This window comes from Mesorhizobium sp. SEMIA396 (assembly GCF_024518615.1).
Taxonomy (GTDB): Bacteria; Pseudomonadota; Alphaproteobacteria; order Rhizobiales; family Rhizobiaceae; genus Mesorhizobium.
Genome location: NZ_JANIFC010000001.1, coordinates 513,656 through 530,073, shown reverse-complemented (window position 1 = coordinate 530,073; position 16,418 = coordinate 513,656). Strand labels below are relative to the sequence as shown.

General features: G+C 62.8%; 18 protein-coding genes. 7 read left to right on the top strand and 11 right to left on the bottom strand.

The features are described from left to right. Positions 1-103: 103 nt before the first annotated feature. Positions 104-970, top strand: coding sequence for a glutathione-dependent disulfide-bond oxidoreductase (yghU, locus tag NP503_RS02655; RefSeq protein WP_127271490.1), 867 nt, complete (start codon positions 104-106; stop codon positions 968-970). An 87-nt stretch (positions 971-1,057) separates the two neighbouring features. On the opposite strand, the gene NP503_RS02650 is transcribed toward yghU, so the two are convergent. Both NP503_RS02650 and NP503_RS02645 read right to left on the bottom strand, forming a co-directional pair. Beyond that, positions 1,058-1,360, bottom strand: coding sequence for a DUF1236 domain-containing protein (locus NP503_RS02650; RefSeq protein WP_027035237.1), 303 nt, complete (start codon positions 1,358-1,360; stop codon positions 1,058-1,060). Between the two features lie 577 nt (positions 1,361-1,937). After that, complete coding sequence (locus NP503_RS02645; RefSeq protein ID WP_236382731.1) at positions 1,938-2,156, bottom strand: exopolysaccharide production repressor protein; 219 nt, start codon at positions 2,154-2,156, stop codon at positions 1,938-1,940. A 315-nt stretch (positions 2,157-2,471) separates the two neighbouring features. On the opposite strand from NP503_RS02645, the gene NP503_RS02640 reads away from it, so the two are divergent. From NP503_RS02640 to NP503_RS02625, 4 genes are all read left to right on the top strand, one after another. Then, positions 2,472-2,759, top strand: a complete 288-nt coding sequence (locus tag NP503_RS02640) for a hypothetical protein (RefSeq protein WP_127268526.1) — start codon at positions 2,472-2,474, stop codon at positions 2,757-2,759. 336 nt (positions 2,760-3,095) lie between these two features. Continuing rightward, complete coding sequence (locus tag NP503_RS02635; RefSeq protein WP_127268525.1) at positions 3,096-3,296, top strand: hypothetical protein; 201 nt, start codon at positions 3,096-3,098, stop codon at positions 3,294-3,296. A gap of 1,236 nt (positions 3,297-4,532) precedes the next feature. Then, a complete protein-coding gene (locus tag NP503_RS02630; protein WP_127268524.1) occupies positions 4,533-4,832 on the top strand; it encodes a DUF1236 domain-containing protein in 300 nt (99 codons plus the stop codon). A 77-nt stretch (positions 4,833-4,909) separates the two neighbouring features. Continuing rightward, positions 4,910-5,122 (top strand): hypothetical protein, encoded by a 213-nt coding sequence (locus NP503_RS02625; RefSeq protein WP_127268529.1) that lies wholly within the window; start codon positions 4,910-4,912, stop codon positions 5,120-5,122. Positions 5,123-5,426: 304 nt separating this feature from the next. Here NP503_RS02625 and NP503_RS02620 read toward each other — a convergent pair whose 3' ends face one another. Together NP503_RS02620 and NP503_RS02615 are read right to left on the bottom strand one after the other, a co-directional pair. Next, positions 5,427-5,978, bottom strand: a complete 552-nt coding sequence (locus NP503_RS02620) for an isochorismatase family protein (RefSeq protein WP_127268523.1) — start codon at positions 5,976-5,978, stop codon at positions 5,427-5,429. Positions 5,979-6,019: 41 nt separating this feature from the next. Further along, positions 6,020-7,636, bottom strand: coding sequence for a WD40 repeat domain-containing protein (locus tag NP503_RS02615; RefSeq protein WP_127268522.1), 1,617 nt, complete (start codon positions 7,634-7,636; stop codon positions 6,020-6,022). A 171-nt stretch (positions 7,637-7,807) separates the two neighbouring features. On the opposite strand from NP503_RS02615, the gene NP503_RS02610 reads away from it, so the two are divergent. Together NP503_RS02610 and NP503_RS02605 are read left to right on the top strand one after the other, a co-directional pair. Then, positions 7,808-7,897 (top strand): putative RiPP precursor, encoded by a 90-nt coding sequence (locus NP503_RS02610; protein ID WP_127271493.1) that lies wholly within the window; start codon positions 7,808-7,810, stop codon positions 7,895-7,897. Between the two features lie 214 nt (positions 7,898-8,111). Then, entirely contained in the window at positions 8,112-8,210 is a 99-nt protein-coding gene (locus NP503_RS02605; protein WP_127271495.1) for a putative RiPP precursor, read from the top strand. A 61-nt stretch (positions 8,211-8,271) separates the two neighbouring features. Here the strand turns inward: NP503_RS02605 and NP503_RS02600 are convergent, their stop codons facing one another. The 7 genes from NP503_RS02600 to NP503_RS02570 all read right to left on the bottom strand — a co-directional run bounded on the left by NP503_RS02600 (position 8,272) and on the right by NP503_RS02570 (position 16,319). Continuing rightward, positions 8,272-9,468, bottom strand: coding sequence for a hypothetical protein (locus NP503_RS02600; RefSeq protein ID WP_127271497.1), 1,197 nt, complete (start codon positions 9,466-9,468; stop codon positions 8,272-8,274). 193 nt (positions 9,469-9,661) lie between these two features. Further along, positions 9,662-10,432, bottom strand: coding sequence for an exodeoxyribonuclease III (locus tag NP503_RS02595; protein WP_127269168.1), 771 nt, complete (start codon positions 10,430-10,432; stop codon positions 9,662-9,664). Positions 10,433-10,436: 4 nt separating this feature from the next. Next, positions 10,437-11,081, bottom strand: a complete 645-nt coding sequence (locus NP503_RS02590; RefSeq protein ID WP_127269167.1) for an alpha/beta fold hydrolase — start codon at positions 11,079-11,081, stop codon at positions 10,437-10,439. A 232-nt stretch (positions 11,082-11,313) separates the two neighbouring features. Then, positions 11,314-12,429 (bottom strand): tetratricopeptide repeat protein, encoded by a 1,116-nt coding sequence (locus NP503_RS02585; RefSeq protein ID WP_127269166.1) that lies wholly within the window; start codon positions 12,427-12,429, stop codon positions 11,314-11,316. After that, entirely contained in the window at positions 12,426-13,331 is a 906-nt protein-coding gene (locus tag NP503_RS02580) for a Ku protein (protein WP_024501732.1), read from the bottom strand. Before NP503_RS02580 ends, NP503_RS02585 begins: the two co-directional genes overlap by 4 nt. Before the next feature lie 227 nt (positions 13,332-13,558). Beyond that, positions 13,559-16,051 (bottom strand): DNA ligase D, encoded by a 2,493-nt coding sequence (gene ligD, locus NP503_RS02575; RefSeq protein WP_127271499.1) that lies wholly within the window; start codon positions 16,049-16,051, stop codon positions 13,559-13,561. 43 nt (positions 16,052-16,094) lie between these two features. After that, complete coding sequence (locus NP503_RS02570; RefSeq protein WP_127269110.1) at positions 16,095-16,319, bottom strand: hypothetical protein; 225 nt, start codon at positions 16,317-16,319, stop codon at positions 16,095-16,097. Positions 16,320-16,418: the final 99 nt, after the last annotated feature.

Genomic DNA, 16,418 nt, shown 5'->3' with positions numbered 1-16,418 from the left:
TGGCCCTGCGGGCATCGATAATAGTTCAACGCAAGTTGAACTTACACATCCGCAGCCCTAGTTTATGGCGACCTGCCATCCTTCCCCGACACGAGGCCACGAAATGACCGACTACACCCCGCCGAAAGTATGGACCTGGAACAAGCCGAGCGGCGGAGCCTTTGCCAGCATCAACCGGCCGATCGCCGGACCGACGCATGACAAGGAACTGCCCGTCGGCAAGCATCCGTTGCAGCTCTATTCGCTGGCGACGCCGAACGGCGTCAAGGTCACCGTCATGCTGGAAGAGCTTCTGGCGCGCGGCCACAAGGGCGCCGAATACGATGCCTGGCTGATCCGGATCAACGATGGCGACCAGTTCGGCAGCGGCTTCGTCGAGGTCAATCCCAACTCCAAGATCCCGGCCCTGATGGACCGCAGCGGCAAGACGCCGGTGCGCATCTTCGAATCCGGTTCGATCCTGGTCTATCTCGCCGAAAAGTTCGGCGAATTCCTGCCGACCGAACAGCCGGCCCGCGCCGAGGTGCTGTCCTGGCTGTTCTGGCAGATGGGCTCGGCGCCGTATCTGGGCGGCGGCTTCGGTCACTTTTATGCCTATGCGCCGGAAAAGTTCGAATATGCCATCGACCGCTTCTCGATGGAGGTGAAACGCCAGATGGATGTGCTCGACCGCCGACTGGCCGAGACCGAATATCTCGGCGGCAAGGACTATTCCATCGCCGATATGGCGGTGTGGCCCTGGTATGGCGGGCTGGCGCTCGGCCGCATGTACAATGATTCCGCCGAGTTCCTGTCCGTGCAGGAATACACACATGTTCAACGCTGGGCCAAGGCGATCGACGCACGACCGACGGTCAAGCGCGGCCGCATGGTCAACCGCGCTTTCGGCGAGCCTGCCATGCAATTGCATGAGCGCCACGACGCCAGCGATTTCGAGACCAAGACGCAGGATAGACTGGCCGCCGAATAGGCCATAGCGGGTCGCGGCAAAGGAAACCCGCCACCGACGCGACGTCGGGGCGGGTTTTCCCCAAGGTTCAGTGCTGCGGGAACCCCCTTAGTGCAGCACTTCAACGATCTGGCGGGTCTCCGGATCGACGAGGACCGTCTGGTCATTGATCACGGCGACGCGATATTTGACGTCGGGCACCTCACGCAATTCGACAGTGTCCGGCACCGAGGAGCCGAGCTTGAGTTCGACCCCCAGAAGGTTCACCGAGGCAAGCGGTTCCCTCTTGATGTATTCGCGAACGACCGTCTCCTGCTCCGGCTGGACGACGACGACGCTCTCCGCCAGCGCCGCACCAATGCCGCCCATCAGGACGACTGCGGCCGCCGCGCTTGTAAGATAAAGTTTCATGACCGTCTCCTAGTGACAATTGAATTCCGCCCTCCATAAAAACTCCACCGCTGCCATGCGGTTCCATCGAACTTCAGAATTGAAGATGTTACGTTTTCGGCTCGGATATTAATTTGTTGCTGATCATACATGCGGCAGACAGCGCGGAAATGCTTGAAAACCTGCACAAATGTGTGCGGACATTAGAGGACGAAAAATTCCTGCTGTAGTCGGATTGGCGAAGCACCTGTCGTCGCCGCGTCAAATCAGCCTCGCGTCCCTCTATCTGGACGATGGGAGCACGAAAAAGGCTCGCCCCGCCGGGAGCAGAGCGAGCCATGGCAGTTCCGATGGAGGTGGCAACCTCACCGGTACCGCTAGAGAACGCGAAGCATCATCACTTGTTCCACCTGACGGCCTGAGCTCCATGCGAAGCTGGTCGCGCATGCGCCATGTTCCCACGATAACGCTGCGCCGAAATCTCCGGCAGGGATATGCTCGGACGCTGTCTCGGTGACCAAACACCGTGGTCGCGCTGGTGGCGAGGTTCCCCGAATTGCCCGGGCGCACACGCGCGAGTGATCCTGGCTACCCGGTCTTAAAGCCGGACACCGTCGCGACGCAATGGCGGGAAGGCGTCTACCGGATCCTCGCTCGGCGCGATATCGTGCGAGCCCCTGAAGATCAGCCTCACGATGAGCACGAAGTAGCCGACCTGCAGGACAAGCAGCGTCGCTATCGTCCAGGCAAATGCCTCCCAGAAAGAGCCGGTAACCATATAGGTCCAGACCGCGACGATGATGGCCGTGGCTGACATTCCTACGAGAAACTGTCCAAAATACATGGTTTCCCAAAACCGTCGAAACCGCGGCGGTTCCGATCAGTCCCTGCCTCATTCCCATTTCCCGCGGACAACATTTCATTATTTTAGCAACTTCGCAAGTAAGCGGCCCATCGCCACTGCGCTCTCCATTGCGCGGCGACTTGGCAAGCGTGGCGATCCGGGGACGGCGGCGGGTGCTGGCGGGGGCTGCCAGCTGTCGGCAATCCAGAAGCACGCCTGCACTTCAAGCACGGGAACAAACGCCGTCACCCCGAGTTCGCCTCCAGTTTTCAAGGAAAGGAGCCCAGCATGGCACCGCGCAACAAACCAGACGCCGATATCGAAGATGACGCACCGCAGGCGGACGGGCCGACCATCGAGCAGCAGGATTGGGATGCAATCAAGGGCGGCGAGATCCTGCCAGAGTCCGTGCCGGAAAACGGCGACATGCGTTACGGCATCGAAAAAGACGGCGATCTGCCCGACGAGGACGACGATAACGCGTACCAGGACAGCGACGACGCCCTTCCCGATGATGAGGAAGAAGCCGCGATCACGCGCGATCAGAACCGCGAGGGCCCATTCGACGAGACGTGAGCCATTCGTCGCCCGAGACATGACTGCCTGTTGTTGAACTTGCCAAAGCCACATTTTCCATGCCCGTTTCGCGGGAAAATGTGCTTGGCTGGCTAAGTTTTCCCCCCAGGCTTTATATCAGATTTACCTAAAATAGCGGAACATCCAAGGGACATTATCGGAACTGAACAAGGCCCCTTGGACTTTTGCGCACAACAGATAAGACCTTGGTCCTACAGGAAAAAGCAAAAGCCCGACCTGACCGATTGAAGCTCCGCCAAGGGAACATCGGGCCGCGCTTGTCGTTTGTCGCGAAGGTTCGGCACCCCTGGTGTGCCATATCCGGAGAACGGCGCGATGCCCCACCGATCCATCATCGTCAAGACAGGCCATGGTCCAGGCACGGCGATCGCCGTGCTCATGGTTGGATTGATGGCGGTGGGCATCGTCTTCGTTGTTCTCGGCAGTTCGCTCTACTTCAGCGAGCAGCCTGCGGATCAACGTGCCCTGCCTTCGCCGCCCGCTCGATCGACACACGATAGCAAAGCGGCAAACTGAACGAGCCCGAACCAATTGCCGGGCGATGGCGAGATTGCGGCCGCGCGGGTCCTCCAGGCTTCGTCCAGTGGAGCGGACGGCTTCGGGCGATGTATTGTCCACCGGAGGCTTTTGGCGCCGCTTGCATTAATATTAGACGTATAGAATATAAGGATGGCCGGCGACCGCCAGAAGTCGGCTGGCCCGGCGTGCCTCCCTTTGCACCTGGCTGCCGGGCCATTTCTCGCCAACGGATGGCATGCGTCGGTGCACCGTCATCTTGACGTCTTCGCTTCTGTCTGGTGCGGATTCACCTTCGCGCCGCCTCGCCATGTGGAGCTCCAGCCTCGGCAAACGGCATTCTGCTCGGCAACCGCCGGAAAAATGCGGACGCCGAGCCGATCGCGCTGGTCAAGCCGCTAAGACGTGCTGGCTAGCTGCTAAAACCGAAGGATGACCGAGGGCCCGCGTCTGCGATAGCACCGGACGCGACGGCGACCATGCCGCCAATAACTACGGCAGACCCGTCTCCATCGCCGCCCGTGCCGGCGCCGGCGCCAGCCCCGATCCCAGTCCCGATCCCGGTCCCGATCCCAGTCCCGATCCCAGCGTCGATGGTCGACCGGCTGCACCTCCGCATGTGTACCGTCGTCGAAGGCCTCTGTTTGTGACGCCTCTATTTCATCGAGAATGCCGTTTCCGGCGCCTGGAACACCGGCCACTGCTTCGATCGGGCGAATTGCCCCTGCAAGGGCTGCTGCCCCGGCAATGCCAAACATTGCTGTCAAGAAGGATCGCCGATCCATAGTAAACCTCCCAACGTTGCATAAGCTGAACGAAGCGCTCGCTTGCCGAATGAGCAGGCCCGCGCGTGGTGAAGATAGAGGATTCGCCAGCCGCCGAAGCGGCTTGCGAATCCTATCAGCGCAGGAAGGGACGTTGCTGCGCCGATCGACGACATGTCAGCCAAGGACTATTCCCATCACCAGAAAGGTGACGGCCGTCGCGAAAATCGGTGCGAGCAACCAGCGCGCTTGGCCAACACTTTTGTCCATCTGTTTCTCCGAATCCGGGAGACAAACAGTCGTGAACAGAGAGCCGTTCCCGTCGGTAAGACCAATGCGCTCGCGGACCGGACTTAAGTCGCACTTCTCATCCGACCGAAGCCCCAGCGGAGGAACATTTTCATTTGGCTCAAGTTCAGTTGCTCGTCAGCGTTGGACGATCTTGTCATGCTGACTCGCAAGGAGAAACAGTATGAAAATGCACCTAACGGGCGCCGCTGCGGCGCTATTGATGTTGGCCGGAGTCGGCGCCGTTGCCGCTCAGGACGTCGTCATTCAGCCTGAACAGGACACGGTCATCCGCGAGTATGTGAAGAAGCAGCCCCTCGCTTCGGTCAAGGTTCCCGGTGTGGAACTGAATATTGGTAGCGCGTTGCCGGAAACGGTCGAGCTTCATGAGATCCCCGATGTCCAATACCGCTACGTGGTCGTCGACAACCGCACAGTCCTGGTGGATCCGGGCACCCGCAAGATCGTCAAGGTCTACGACTGAATTTCGAACGGTCCCAAACCCGCCGCCAGCCATGGCGGCGGGTCGCACATGTCAGGTTCCAAACAGGACGAGTGAAGATGACAAGCAAAGCTGTGAGATCCCCTGCTTTGGGCGTTCGCCTGGCCGATCTCCAAGCCAGAATGCGCAATGCGCGGGTGACGGATGCCGAAATGAAAACCTTTCAAAAGGTCGCGGCCATCATGGAAGATCGTCATGGCCGGATCGATGCCGACGACCTGATTGCGGCGTCGTTCCTCGCCGATCCGGTGCAGGAGCGACGGACGCCTTGAGGGGCATGCCGACAACCAGCAGACTTTTTGATTCCCCGTACCGGGAAAGCGCGCCGAAAGTCTCAGCCGAATCCGCACTTTTGCTCCGGCCTATTCCGCTTTCGCGGAAGTTTCGAGCGACCTGCGATGTGCAATGTTGCTAATGCGGCGGTACGAGCCGCCCTGGTTGACGCGGGCGCCCGAGCCATCCCAACAATGCGCCCCCCCGTCCGCGTCGACCACGGCAGCCGCCTGGCGCTGCCTTCCCTCGCGAAGTCCTCAACCCGGCCTGCCTGATAATGCCGCCTGCGGCGACGGTCGGGCTTCAGCCGCCGACAAGCGCCTTTGTGGTCACCAGATTGACACCGGCCTCCGCGAATTCGCCATTGTGCCTGGTGATGACCTGTTCGGCACTCTCGCTGGCATTGTCCAGCGTGCTGTGCGCATCGGACACCACGGTCACGCCGAGCCCTCTGGCGACCGCGCCCTTGACCGTCGCGGCCACGCAAAAATCGGTCTGTGCGCCCAAGAGCACGACAGCACCCGCACCTTGCCCGGCCACCCAATCGCCGAAGGCGGGATTGCTGAATGCATCGCGCACCGATTTGGCAAAGGTCGGCTCGTCCGCCGCCTGGCCGAGCGCGGGCCAAACCGGCCAGCCCGGCTCATCCGGTGCCAACGGGTCGCCATCGGGTCCGTCATGCCTGATAAAAGCGACCTTGCGCCCGCCGCGCCGCGCCCAATCGATCACCGCCTTGGTGCGCTCGACAATATCTCGCGCATCATGGATCGGCGGCTCGTGCACACCGTCGAACATGCCGGTCTGGAGATCGATGACAATGAGCGGCGCGTTGTCCGGGAGGCTGGGAGCTGACATGGTTTTTCATAGCACGGCGGACAATGCGATCAAGGTTCCGTTCACTCCGGCGCGCCGGCAAACAGCACGACGCTGTCGCCGCCGGCGGCCGGCCAATCCCTGATGGTGCGGTCGTTGCCGCCGGTCACCACCGTGCCATCGGCGGTGAAGGCCACCGCGTAGATCGGGCCGGTCCGGCTATCGAACATCGCGATCTGGTTGCCGGTGTCCATGTCCCACAGCCGCGCCGTGCCGTCGAGCGAGCCGGAGACCAGGCGCTGGCCGTCGGCCGACAGCGCCAATGAGTAGACGGTGCCTTCGTGGCCTTCAAAGCGGCGCGCTTCGCGGCCGCTGTCTAGATCCCAGAGCTTGATCGTGTAATCGCCACTGCCGGTGACCAGATGATGCCCGTCGGCGGTGAACGCGGCGCCATATGTGCCTCGCTCATGCCCGTGCCAACTTCGTAATTGCTTGCCGCTTTCGATGTCCCAAAGTTTCAGTGTGCCGTCTATGCTGCCGCTGAGGGCTTGCCTGCCATCGGGCGAGACGGCGACGGCGCTGACCGACCAGCCGTTCCCGCTCATGGCGTGCAGCACAGCGCCCTTCTTGAGATCCCAGACGATGACATTGCCCGTGTCGTGCCCGCTGATGGCATGTTTGCCGTCCGGGCTGATCGCCAGCTTTCTGACGCCGCCATTGCCGCCCGAGGAGAAGACATGCAGCACCGCGCCGTCGGAAAGTTTGCGCTGCACGATCTCGCCGTCGTCGCCGGCCGTCAGCGCGCTGACGCCGTCGGGCATGAACAGCGCCGTGCGGGCCATATCCTTGTGCACGCCGAGAGTGCGGATCAGCTGCTTGGCGGCGATGTCCCACAGCTTGATCGTGTGATCGGTGCTGGCGCTCATGATCGAGTGCCCGTCGGGCGCCACCGCCAGCCAGACGACCGAGTCGCGGTGGCCCTCGGGCTGCGTCGGTAGCGGCGGCGGAGCCGGCGGCAATGGCGCCACGATGGGCGGCGGAATGACCGCGACCTCCGGCGGCGCCGGAGGCGCGGGCGCGGTCGGCGGCACTAGCGTTGGCGGGGTCGGTTGCACCAGCGCCGGCGGCGTCAGTGGGACCGGTGCCGCAGGCGGATCGGCGGCCTCCGGCGGCGAAGCAGCTTCTGCTGGTGCAGGCGGTGGGGCTGCCGGCTCTGAGGCCGGCGGCGCGCTGGCGACATCCTGCCCCTTGGGTTCGTTGGCCTTCGGCTCGCCAGGATTGGGTTCGTCGGCCTTCGGTTCGACGGGCTCGCTGGCTATGTCGCCGCCTTCATGCCAAGGGCCGAACCGGTCGGCGGCCAGTGCGGCGACCACGACCAATGGCAGGACGAGAAAGACTCTGCGCAGGCCGGGCGTGCCAACGTCCTGCATCTCCGCCGCGCGACCAAACAGCGGCGCGCCCGCTGCTTGGCCCGACCGGTCCGGCAAGAGGCCGGCCCAAAACAGCCCTGCACCAAGCAGGCAGGCGAACGCCGCCACCAGGAACCCCGCCAGCCGTAACGAGGCTGGATCCATCGGCGGGCCTGAAAAGCCGCGCCAGAGGAAAGCCTCGCCGATTGCCGGCCAATAGATCCGCGCCAGGCAGCCTACGGCGACAACGACCAGGGCAAGCGCGAGCAATCTGTCGGCACCCTTGTTCATTGAAATCCCTCGGGCGTTGTTGCGGCCCTCACCATGTGACGGTTGCCCCGCATGTCGACGTCGAGACTATCAGCCGCAAGCTCGTGTCGCCAAGAGCCCGTGTGGACGCCCGGCTTGGTTGACACATCTTGCGTATCTGCCATTCTCGCGTAGGGATGAGGAGAGATTACCATGAAGAAGACTTACGCGAAGCCGGCTCTCGTCAAGAAGGGCAAGCTTTCAGCCGTCACGGCAAACGGCTCGACCAGCGCCACGATATAATCTGGCACACTCTTGGCCGAAACGCGCCTGGCGCTGGAGCAATTCCAGAAAAAGCATCGAAGGCCTTCGATCCGGGATGGCGTAAACAAGAATTGGAGGGCGGGCGCCTTGCCGCTCCTCCTTGGATTTATTGCAGTTTTACCGATTCCAGCCGCATGGTTGACAGATGGCCGCAGTCTGGCATCATCGGATCGGGATTTTAGGAGAGTCTGATATGAAAAAGATCTATGTGAAGCCATCGTTCTTGAAAAAAGGCCGGTTGTCGGCGATCACTGCGGCCAACGGCGCCTCGATTATTATTGTGCCGGGCTGACCGTCAACATAACCTGATTGAAGCGGGGCGAAATTTCGCTCCGCTTTGGCATGCCTAAATCTCAGCGCGTTAAGACCAGATCGTCCACGACCATTTGCCAATAGTGCTTCGTCGACAGGCGAACACGCGTTACAGCTTTGAGCATTGGGGCGTAGTGCAGCGGCGTCAGCGCCGACAGCGTGACCTCGTCGCTTGCAATCAGCTGCTCGCCAAGCCAGCTTTCGATCAGCGCCACCTCCCCTTCTGACGCCAGCCAGGCGGCGCTCAGCATGACCGAGTGAAAGCCGAACGGCCGTTCGCAGCTGAATTCGGCCGGCAGCCCGCTGCTGGTGTAGAGCACATGGTCGCCGGAAACATTGCCATTGACATAGCCCTGGCTATCCTTGGTGAAGTCGCGGGCCATCGCATTCAGGTTGCGCCACGCCAATCCGGCATGGCCAGCCGGAATTTTCCTGAGGCTGCGCGACGTCACATCGTCGAAATCGATCGTTTCGAGGGCGGCATCAGTGTCGATGCCGGCGCGTTGCGGCGACAGCAGGCCGAGATCCGCCGAGTAGGGCGACAGCGTCAGCCGCCGCTCCAAGCCGCCGCCGCTGACGCTGACCGTGTTGGCTTCTTCAGCCAGGTCGAAGCTGAAGACGGCACCCGGGGCCAGTGCCCGCGTCTCCAGGACGTGCCCGTTCCCCGACATGGAGAGGGTCGCTGGTCCATCGCCGGCAACGCGCCCGCTGACGCGGCGCGGCGGTGCCAGACCGACCGGCAGCAGCATCTCCTGCGATACCATCCCGGCCGGCGAACCCGGCAGCGGCATGAAGCGTCGGGACTGAATGTCATTTTCGCTTTTCGCCTGCCAGCCGGGCGGCACCGAAACCACAAAGCGCCAGTTGCCCGGCTTGCGGATCACGGCCTTTCTGCTTTTCACCGACATGGGAAAATTGGCAAAGCCGGCATTGTTGGTGCGCGCGGATGCGGCGAGCTTGCCGGCTTCGTCATACAGCCGCACCATGATCCCGGCCATCGGCCGGTCTCCGGCGCCGTATTTGCCGTCGCGATCGACATCGAAATAGACGAAGGATGAGTAATTGAGCATACCCCCGCCGGCGTTCCATTCGGTACGGACGGCATAGTCGGCAGCCGGATTGGTCTGCCGCCGTCCCTTGCGGCGGCTGCGCTTCCGCCACAGCAGCCAGGACATGACAGCAGCCGCAAGCACCACAATGGCAGCGGCCAGTATCTCGACAGCGCCCAAGTCAGGCATGGAGCCTCGATTCACAAATCTCGTGGGGGGTTGCGTTCACGGGCGATCCGGCTGCGTTGGAGTACTTTGCCGACAGGGTTATTGCATGTCGGCCAAAAGCGAACCCGGATTGGGACAGCAACTTGCATCAAGACAAAGGACTTTAAGCGCGTTGCAGGGACCCGTTCAAGCGCGACGCAATGAAAGCAGTCGCCTACTTCAATTCCACCCACACCGGCGCATGGTCGCTGGCGCCGTCCTCGCCGCGCACGTCGCGGTCGATGCCGGCGGCGGTCAGGCGGCGTGCCAGTTTCTTCGACAGCAGGATGTGATCGAGCCGGAGGCCGGCATCGCGCGGCCAGCGGTTGCGGCGATAGTCCCAGAATGTGTAAAGCGTTTCCTTCGGATGCTTCTTGCGCAGGGCATCAAGCCAACCCTGGTCGAGCAGGCGCTGGAACGACGCCCGGCTTTCCGGCTGCACCAGCGCGTTGTCGTCATAGGAGCGGGTGGCGTAGATATCGCGCGGCTCGGGCACGATGTTGTAGTCGCCGGCCAGCACCACCGGCAGGCCGGTGTCGAGCAACTGTTCGGCATGCACCTCCAGCCGCGCGTGCCAGGCGAGCTTGTAGGCGAATTTCGGACCGGGCTGAGGATTGCCGTTCGGCGCATAGAGACAAGCGACGATGATGCCGTTCACCGCCGCCTCGATATAACGGCTCTGCCTGTCGGCATCATCGCCGGGCAAGGCATCGCGGGTCAGCACTGGCTCGGCGCCCCGTGCCAGGATGGCAACACCGTTCCACGTCGGCTCGCCCTTCCACACCGCGCCATAGCCGGCCGCCGCCAATGCCGAGCGTGGAAACTGCATGTCGCGCGCCTTCAGCTCCTGCAGGCAGGCGACATCGGGCTTTGCCACAGCCAGCCATCCCAGCAGGTTTTCAAGCCGGCTGTTGATGTTGTTGATGTTGAAGGAGGCGATCTTCATCGCTTCAGGAAGCGATCCGACCCGACCACGCCTTGACCGTCTCGGCCAGCATCTTCAGATGGTCGGCCGCCGAAAATCCCGAGATGCTCTTGCGAGGCTTGAGATCGTGGTCGCCGTCCTCCAGCCAGATGACCTCGATGCGATCGGAAAGGTCATAAGTCGCAACCTCGTCCCTGGTGCCGAACTCGTCGCGGGTACCTTGGAAGATCAGCGTCGGCGTCTTCAGATCGGCAAGGTGTTTGGTGCGCAATTGCTCGGGCTTGGCCGGCGGATGGAAGGGATAGCCGAGGCAGACCAGCCCTGAAATCTCGCCCTTGGCAAACATCTCGTCGGCGACCATGGAGGCGACGCGCCCGCCCATCGACTTGCCGCCGATGATCAGCGGTCCCGTCACGCCCTTTGCCCTGAGGTCGGCTGTCGCCTTGATATATTCCGGATTTACCGTCTCGGCCCGCGGCGGCGGTTTGCGGTGGCCGTAGCGGCGGGCAGCCATGTAGTGGAATTCAAAGCGCGCGACCTGTAAGCCGGCCGCGGCCAGCGCCTTGGCGGTGGCGGTCATCGAAGGCGAATCCATCGACGCGCCCGCACCATGGGCAAGCAGGATGGTGGTGGGCGCGGTGTCGGGACCGTCGAAGAGGAAGTGGGTCATGCTGTGATGTCCGGCGCGACGGCGACGCTGCTGATCTCCCCCCTCGTGGGGGAGATGCCTGGCAGGGCAGAGGGGGGCGTGAAGGAATGCCAGCCTTCGGTCATGCTTGCGTGCGGGAACACGCGCCAAAATTGGCCGATCTGTTGGCGGGACAGCGCCCCCCTCTGTCCTGCCGGACATCTCCCCCGCAAGGGGGGAGATTGGCTGTCATGGCGGCCTTTGCCAATCATGCTCACCCCGCCGTCCGCGCCAGCTGCAGATCCACGAACTGCACGCCCTTGGCTGCAACCCGCGCCCATTCCGAATCCGCGTCGAGTTCGAGATAGCGCACCCACAGCTGCCGCGCCTCTAGCAGATTGCCCGCGTCGAACTCCAACCTCGCAAGGTTGAACACCGGATCGGCATAGGTCTTGTCGAGCGCGATCGCCTTCTGCAGGTGCCTTCGCGCCGAGGCTTCGCGACCTTGCTCGCTCATCAGTCCGGCCAGGTTGAACCACGCCTCGACGAAGGCCGGGTCGAGTTTTATCGCATTGATATAGTCATGCGCGGCGTCCACCGCGTGGCCGCCGGCGCGCAGGCAGTTGGCGCGGTTGAAGGCGGCAATCGCATCGCTCGGATCGATGGCGAGACAGCGCTGGTAGAGCGCGGCGGCCCCATCATGGTCGCCCTGCTCCTCCGCCGCTTCCGCCTCGGCGAACAGCTCCTCCAGCGTGTCGTCACCCTCTGCCCCGGCTGTTCCGAGATCGAACAGCAACTGCCCATCGAGTTCGCTCTGGCCGCCTTCGAGATAGATCGCGTCGGCGCGCCCATGCTGCGAGCCGACATTGAGCGACTTGGCGGTCAGCGACGCCACCGGGCCGGAGCGGTGGACGGAGCGCGCGATCGCCGCCCATGTCGCGCCGCCGGCGATGAGCCCGGCATATTTGCGCGCCAGGATCAGGTCGCGGAAGGAATAAGGTTCTGTGTCATGCTCGAACGCATCGAACAGCGACAAAAAATCGAGGTCGGAGCCTGATAGCCGCGACTGATCGATCAGCGATTGCCGCGACAGCGAAGACGCCTCCGGTGTCTTCATCAGTCCGAGAAGGCGCAGGAATCCGTTCTCGCTGATCAGCGTTCGACCGGCCGCGCGCTCGGCGGCGACACTGCGCTCGATCCCGGCATCGCCGTTTTTGACGAGGCCTGCCCTGGCGAGAAGTGTCCGGCCGAAGACGACATGCGTGGTGCGCCTGGTGATACCGCGCCGCAGCTGGCCGTGCTGGCGTTCCACTTCCCGCGCAGCCAGCCTGAGCGGAAAAGCCGCCAGCGCGCCTATCGTGCCGAAAACAGCGCCGGTCGGTGCCGTCATTTCTTGCTCTTGCCGACCGCCTTCAGCAGATTGGCCTTCAACGGATTTTCAGCAGCACCACCCGCTGCCGCCTTCTTCGCGGCGGGCTTGGCAACCTCGTCGGCCTTGCTTTTCGATTTGGCCGGCGGCTTCGATTGCGACAGGCTGGCCTTCAGCGCATCCATCAGGTTGATGACATTGCCGCGCTCGGGTGCCGCCGCGATGATCGGCTTGTGGCCTTTCAGCTTCTCGCGGATCATCGTCATGAGTGCCGCCTCGTAGCGGTCCTCATAATTCTTCGGATCGAAGGTGGTTTCCTTCTGCTTGATCAGCGCCTCGGCGAGCTGCAGCATTTCGGGGTCGGGCTTGCCAGCCGGGATGTTGCCGAAATATTCAGCCGTGCCGCGTACTTCGTTCGGGTTCCTCAATGTACACACGAACATACCGTTCTCGCGCGCGCCGATCGTCACCACGCGCTCGCGGCTGGACAGCACCAGGCGGGCGATCGCCAGCTTGCCGGATTTGCGCATCGCTTCGCGCAGCACGGCAAAGGTCTCTTCCGCCATCGCACCGTCGGGCGCCATGTAGTAGGGCGCGTCCTGATAGATGACATCGACCTCGTCCTCGTCGACGAAGGCCTCGATGTTCATCGTGTGATTGGATTCGATGCGCACCGCATCGAGATCGGCATCATCGATGATGATGTACTGCTTGTCCTCGTATTCGTAGCCCTTGACCAGATCAGCACGCTCGACGAGCCCCAATTCGGGGTCGACCGGTTTCATGTTGATGCGGTTATGGGTCTTCTTGTGCAACTGGTTGAAGCTGATGCGCTCGCTGGCGCTGGTGGCGGGATATAGCCGCACCGGACAGCTCACGAGGCTGAGTTTGAGGTAACCTTTCCAACTTGCCCTGGGCGCCATGAAACACTCCTACGCGGCCATGCACTGACATTTGCTGCAGCGCTTTTCGTCCGAAGGACGATTGGCGCCGAGGAAATCCTACACCGACCCCACACGATACAGGCAAATCCCTGACGAAATCTTCCGGTACGTCTTTGAGGTCGTGGCGGAGAGAATAATTCAAATTGTCGGAAGCGTCGATGGACTTGGAATTGAGACGCTGGCGGGACTGCGCCCTCATCTCGCGACTACTTCCTCGTTCCCTCGAACACCGGCAAATCCCGCGCGAACTCGTCGATCTCCGCCCACGGATCGCCCGACGTCGCCAGCAGCCCCGGCAGGGAGGAATAGTTCAGATACTGCGGCGCATCGATGGATTCCAGATCGCTCCAGCTCACCGGCGTCGAGGCCGGCAGATTGGTGCGGGCGCGCAAGGAATAAGGGGCTGCGGAGGTGTGGCCGCGCGCATTGCGATGATAATCGATGAAGATGCGCTTCTTGCGGTTGTCCTTGCCCATGGTGGTGGTGAAGGTGTCCGGCGCCGTTGTCGCCAGATGCGTGGCGATGGCGCTGGTCGCCTGGTGCAGTTTCTTCCAGTTCTGCTTGCCCGTCACCGGCACGGTGATGTGGATGCCGCTGCCGCCGGAGGTCTTGGCGAACGGCACCAGCCCCAGGCGCTCCAATTCGCCCTTGATGTGCACGGCGGCCTCGACCACCTCGCGCCATGAAATCCCCTCGCCCGGATCGAGGTCGAGGACGATCTGGTCGGGTCTGTCGAGGCTGGTGCGGTGGGTGCCCCAGGTATGGAACTCGACGACGCCGAACTGCGCCAGCGCCAGATATCCTTTCGCGCCTTCGATCGAGAGATAGGATTTGGTCTCGCCCTCCGAATTTGTCGCCTCGAATGTCACCACCGAGGGCGGCATACCGGTGAAGGCGTGGCGCTGGAAGAAGCAATCCTTCGGCAGGCCGGTCGGGCAGCGCACCAGCGACACCGGCCGGCCGAGGATGTGCGGCAGCATGAAATCGCCGACCAGCGCATAATAGACGGCGATGTCGAGCTTGGTCGGGCCGGTCTTGCCGAACAGCCGGCGCGTCGGGTTGGTCACCCAGATGGTGGCAAGGTCGGCCTCGGCGATCAGCCGCTTGCGTTTGGACGAGACCGGCGTCGACAGGCCGACATCTCTCAAACCGCGGAAGACGCCGTGGCGCAGTGCGTTGTCCGATGTGCGGTTGGCGTAATGGATGCGCGCCGACAGCAGCGGGCGCACCCAGTTCATCTCGCGCATGATTTCGCGCGGGACGCCCTCGGGCGCGGTGGCGCCTTCCCGCAGCGGCTCCAGCCTGGCGAGCAGCTCACCGGCGGTGGCGGCATCGAAACCAGTGCCGACCTTGCCGCGATAATGCAATTCACCATCCTCAAACTCTGCCATGCCGAGCGCCGCCAGCCCTTCGGCCGCATCGGAGATGGTGAAGCCTGCGACGACGAAGTCGTCCGACAGCAACGCCTTGGTCTTGGTCCAGCTTTTGCTTCGGCCGCTCTGATAGATGGCCGTGGCGCGCTTGGAGACGACACCCTCCAGCCCCAGTTCCGACGCCTGGTCGTAGAGCCCCTGCCCCGAGCCCTCGACATGGTCGGAGAACTGGATGGCGGAATTGGCACCGAGGCCCGACAGCATCTGCGCCAGCAGCGCCTTGCGCCGGACCAGCGGCGCCTTGGTCAGGTCCCAGCCGTCGAGATGGAGAAGATCGAAGGCGTAGAAATGGAGCTTGCTGCCGGCGCCCTGCGCCAGCGCATCCTGCAGCAGCGCGAAGCGGCTGATGCCCTTGGCATCGAGCACCACGATCTCGCCGTCGACGATGGCGTCGCGGCACGGCAGTTTGGCGAACGCATGCGGCAGGTCGCCATAGCGCTTCGTCCAGTCGATGCCGCCACGGGTGATCAGCTTGACCGCGCCCTCAGTAAGATGCGCCATGGTGCGGTAGCCGTCGAATTTGATTTCGTGCAGCCAGACTTCCCTTGTGTCCCCGCCATCCGGTGGTTTTGGCACCTGCGTCGCCAGTTGCGGCTCGATACGAGCAAGCATGGGGGCCTTGAACGCACCCGGCAGCGTGCCGGGCTTCAGCGATCCCTGTCTGGGCGCGGGTTTGGCGGCTGGCTTCGCCGGCGCCGCCAACTCCTCGATGCGCAATCCGGATTTGACGCTTTCCGGCCGGGCCGTGAGGATGTCAAGCGCGGTGTCGGCGGCGAGGTCGCGCTCCTTGAACAGCAGCCAGTTCTTCTTGTTTTCGTCTTCCCCGGGTTTCGGCTTCAGCCGGGTCAGCATCCAGCCGCCATTGAGCTTGTCGCCGGCCAGCCGGAACTTGAAGGCGCCGGTGCGCAAACTCTTTTCGACATCGTCCATCGGCGCCCAGCTGCCGGTATCCCAGACGATCATCGGCCCGCCGCCATATTCGCCCTCGGGAATGACACCCTCGAAGTCGATATATTCGAGCGGATGATCCTCGGTCTCGACCGCCAGCCTCTTGTCGGCCGGATTGAGCGAAGGCCCGCGCGGCACCGCCCAGCTTTTCAAGACATCGCCGACCTGCAGGCGCAGATCATAATGGTCTGCGGTGGCGTGGTGCTTGTGGACAACGAAGCGGTTGCCTTCGTCCGTGATGAGGCCGCCTGCCGGTTCCGGCGTTTTGGAAAATTCACGCCTCGCGCGGTAGGATTGGAGCTTTGGCGGGGTGGTCATGGCAAAGGTCGAAGCACCGAGGCCAGGAACAAGCCAGTCGCGCTCAATCGTCAACGGCCGGCGTCAACTCGAGCTCCGCCGGCGACAGTCCCTGCTGCAGCTGGCTCAGCCGGAATTCGTCGACCCAATAGGCCTCGCCGTCGACCAGAACCCGGGCCTGGTAGCTGCCTGCCGAAAAACGCTGCGCGGTGATGTAGACCTTGTGACGATCGAGCGCCTTGCGCACCGCGGCGCGCTTGGAATTCTGACCTGTGACGGGACTGAACATGACACTGCCCTCGGTCGCCCCAGACACACAACGCGGCCGCTGCCGGCAGCCTGACGACTGGGGTCAAGGATGGCGGAGACGCGCCGTCCTGTCAATTTC

Bases quoted from the DNA above. Each gene is read 5' to 3' on its own strand.
- NP503_RS02650 (WP_027035237.1), bottom strand. From the start codon at position 1,360: ATGAAACTTTATCTTACAAGCGCGGCGGCCGCAGTCGTCCTGATGGGC.
- NP503_RS02640 (WP_127268526.1), top strand. From the start codon at position 2,472: ATGGCACCGCGCAACAAACCAGACGCCGATATCGAAGATGACGCACCG.
- NP503_RS02615 (WP_127268522.1), bottom strand. From the start codon at position 7,636: ATGAACAAGGGTGCCGACAGATTGCTCGCGCTTGCCCTGGTCGTTGTC.
- NP503_RS02625 (WP_127268529.1), top strand. From the start codon at position 4,910: ATGACAAGCAAAGCTGTGAGATCCCCTGCTTTGGGCGTTCGCCTGGCC.
- yghU (WP_127271490.1), top strand. From the start codon at position 104: ATGACCGACTACACCCCGCCGAAAGTATGGACCTGGAACAAGCCGAGC.
- NP503_RS02635 (WP_127268525.1), top strand. From the start codon at position 3,096: ATGCCCCACCGATCCATCATCGTCAAGACAGGCCATGGTCCAGGCACG.
- NP503_RS02605 (WP_127271495.1), top strand. From the start codon at position 8,112: ATGAAAAAGATCTATGTGAAGCCATCGTTCTTGAAAAAAGGCCGGTTG.
- NP503_RS02590 (WP_127269167.1), bottom strand. From the start codon at position 11,081: ATGACCCACTTCCTCTTCGACGGTCCCGACACCGCGCCCACCACCATC.
- NP503_RS02595 (WP_127269168.1), bottom strand. From the start codon at position 10,432: ATGAAGATCGCCTCCTTCAACATCAACAACATCAACAGCCGGCTTGAA.
- NP503_RS02645 (WP_236382731.1), bottom strand. From the start codon at position 2,156: ATGTCAGCCACGGCCATCATCGTCGCGGTCTGGACCTATATGGTTACC.
- NP503_RS02570 (WP_127269110.1), bottom strand. From the start codon at position 16,319: ATGTTCAGTCCCGTCACAGGTCAGAATTCCAAGCGCGCCGCGGTGCGC.
- NP503_RS02620 (WP_127268523.1), bottom strand. From the start codon at position 5,978: ATGTCAGCTCCCAGCCTCCCGGACAACGCGCCGCTCATTGTCATCGAT.
- ligD (WP_127271499.1), bottom strand. From the start codon at position 16,051: ATGACCACCCCGCCAAAGCTCCAATCCTACCGCGCGAGGCGTGAATTT.
- NP503_RS02610 (WP_127271493.1), top strand. From the start codon at position 7,808: ATGAAGAAGACTTACGCGAAGCCGGCTCTCGTCAAGAAGGGCAAGCTT.
- NP503_RS02630 (WP_127268524.1), top strand. From the start codon at position 4,533: ATGAAAATGCACCTAACGGGCGCCGCTGCGGCGCTATTGATGTTGGCC.
- NP503_RS02585 (WP_127269166.1), bottom strand. From the start codon at position 12,429: ATGACGGCACCGACCGGCGCTGTTTTCGGCACGATAGGCGCGCTGGCG.
- NP503_RS02580 (WP_024501732.1), bottom strand. From the start codon at position 13,331: ATGGCGCCCAGGGCAAGTTGGAAAGGTTACCTCAAACTCAGCCTCGTG.
- NP503_RS02600 (WP_127271497.1), bottom strand. From the start codon at position 9,468: ATGCCTGACTTGGGCGCTGTCGAGATACTGGCCGCTGCCATTGTGGTG.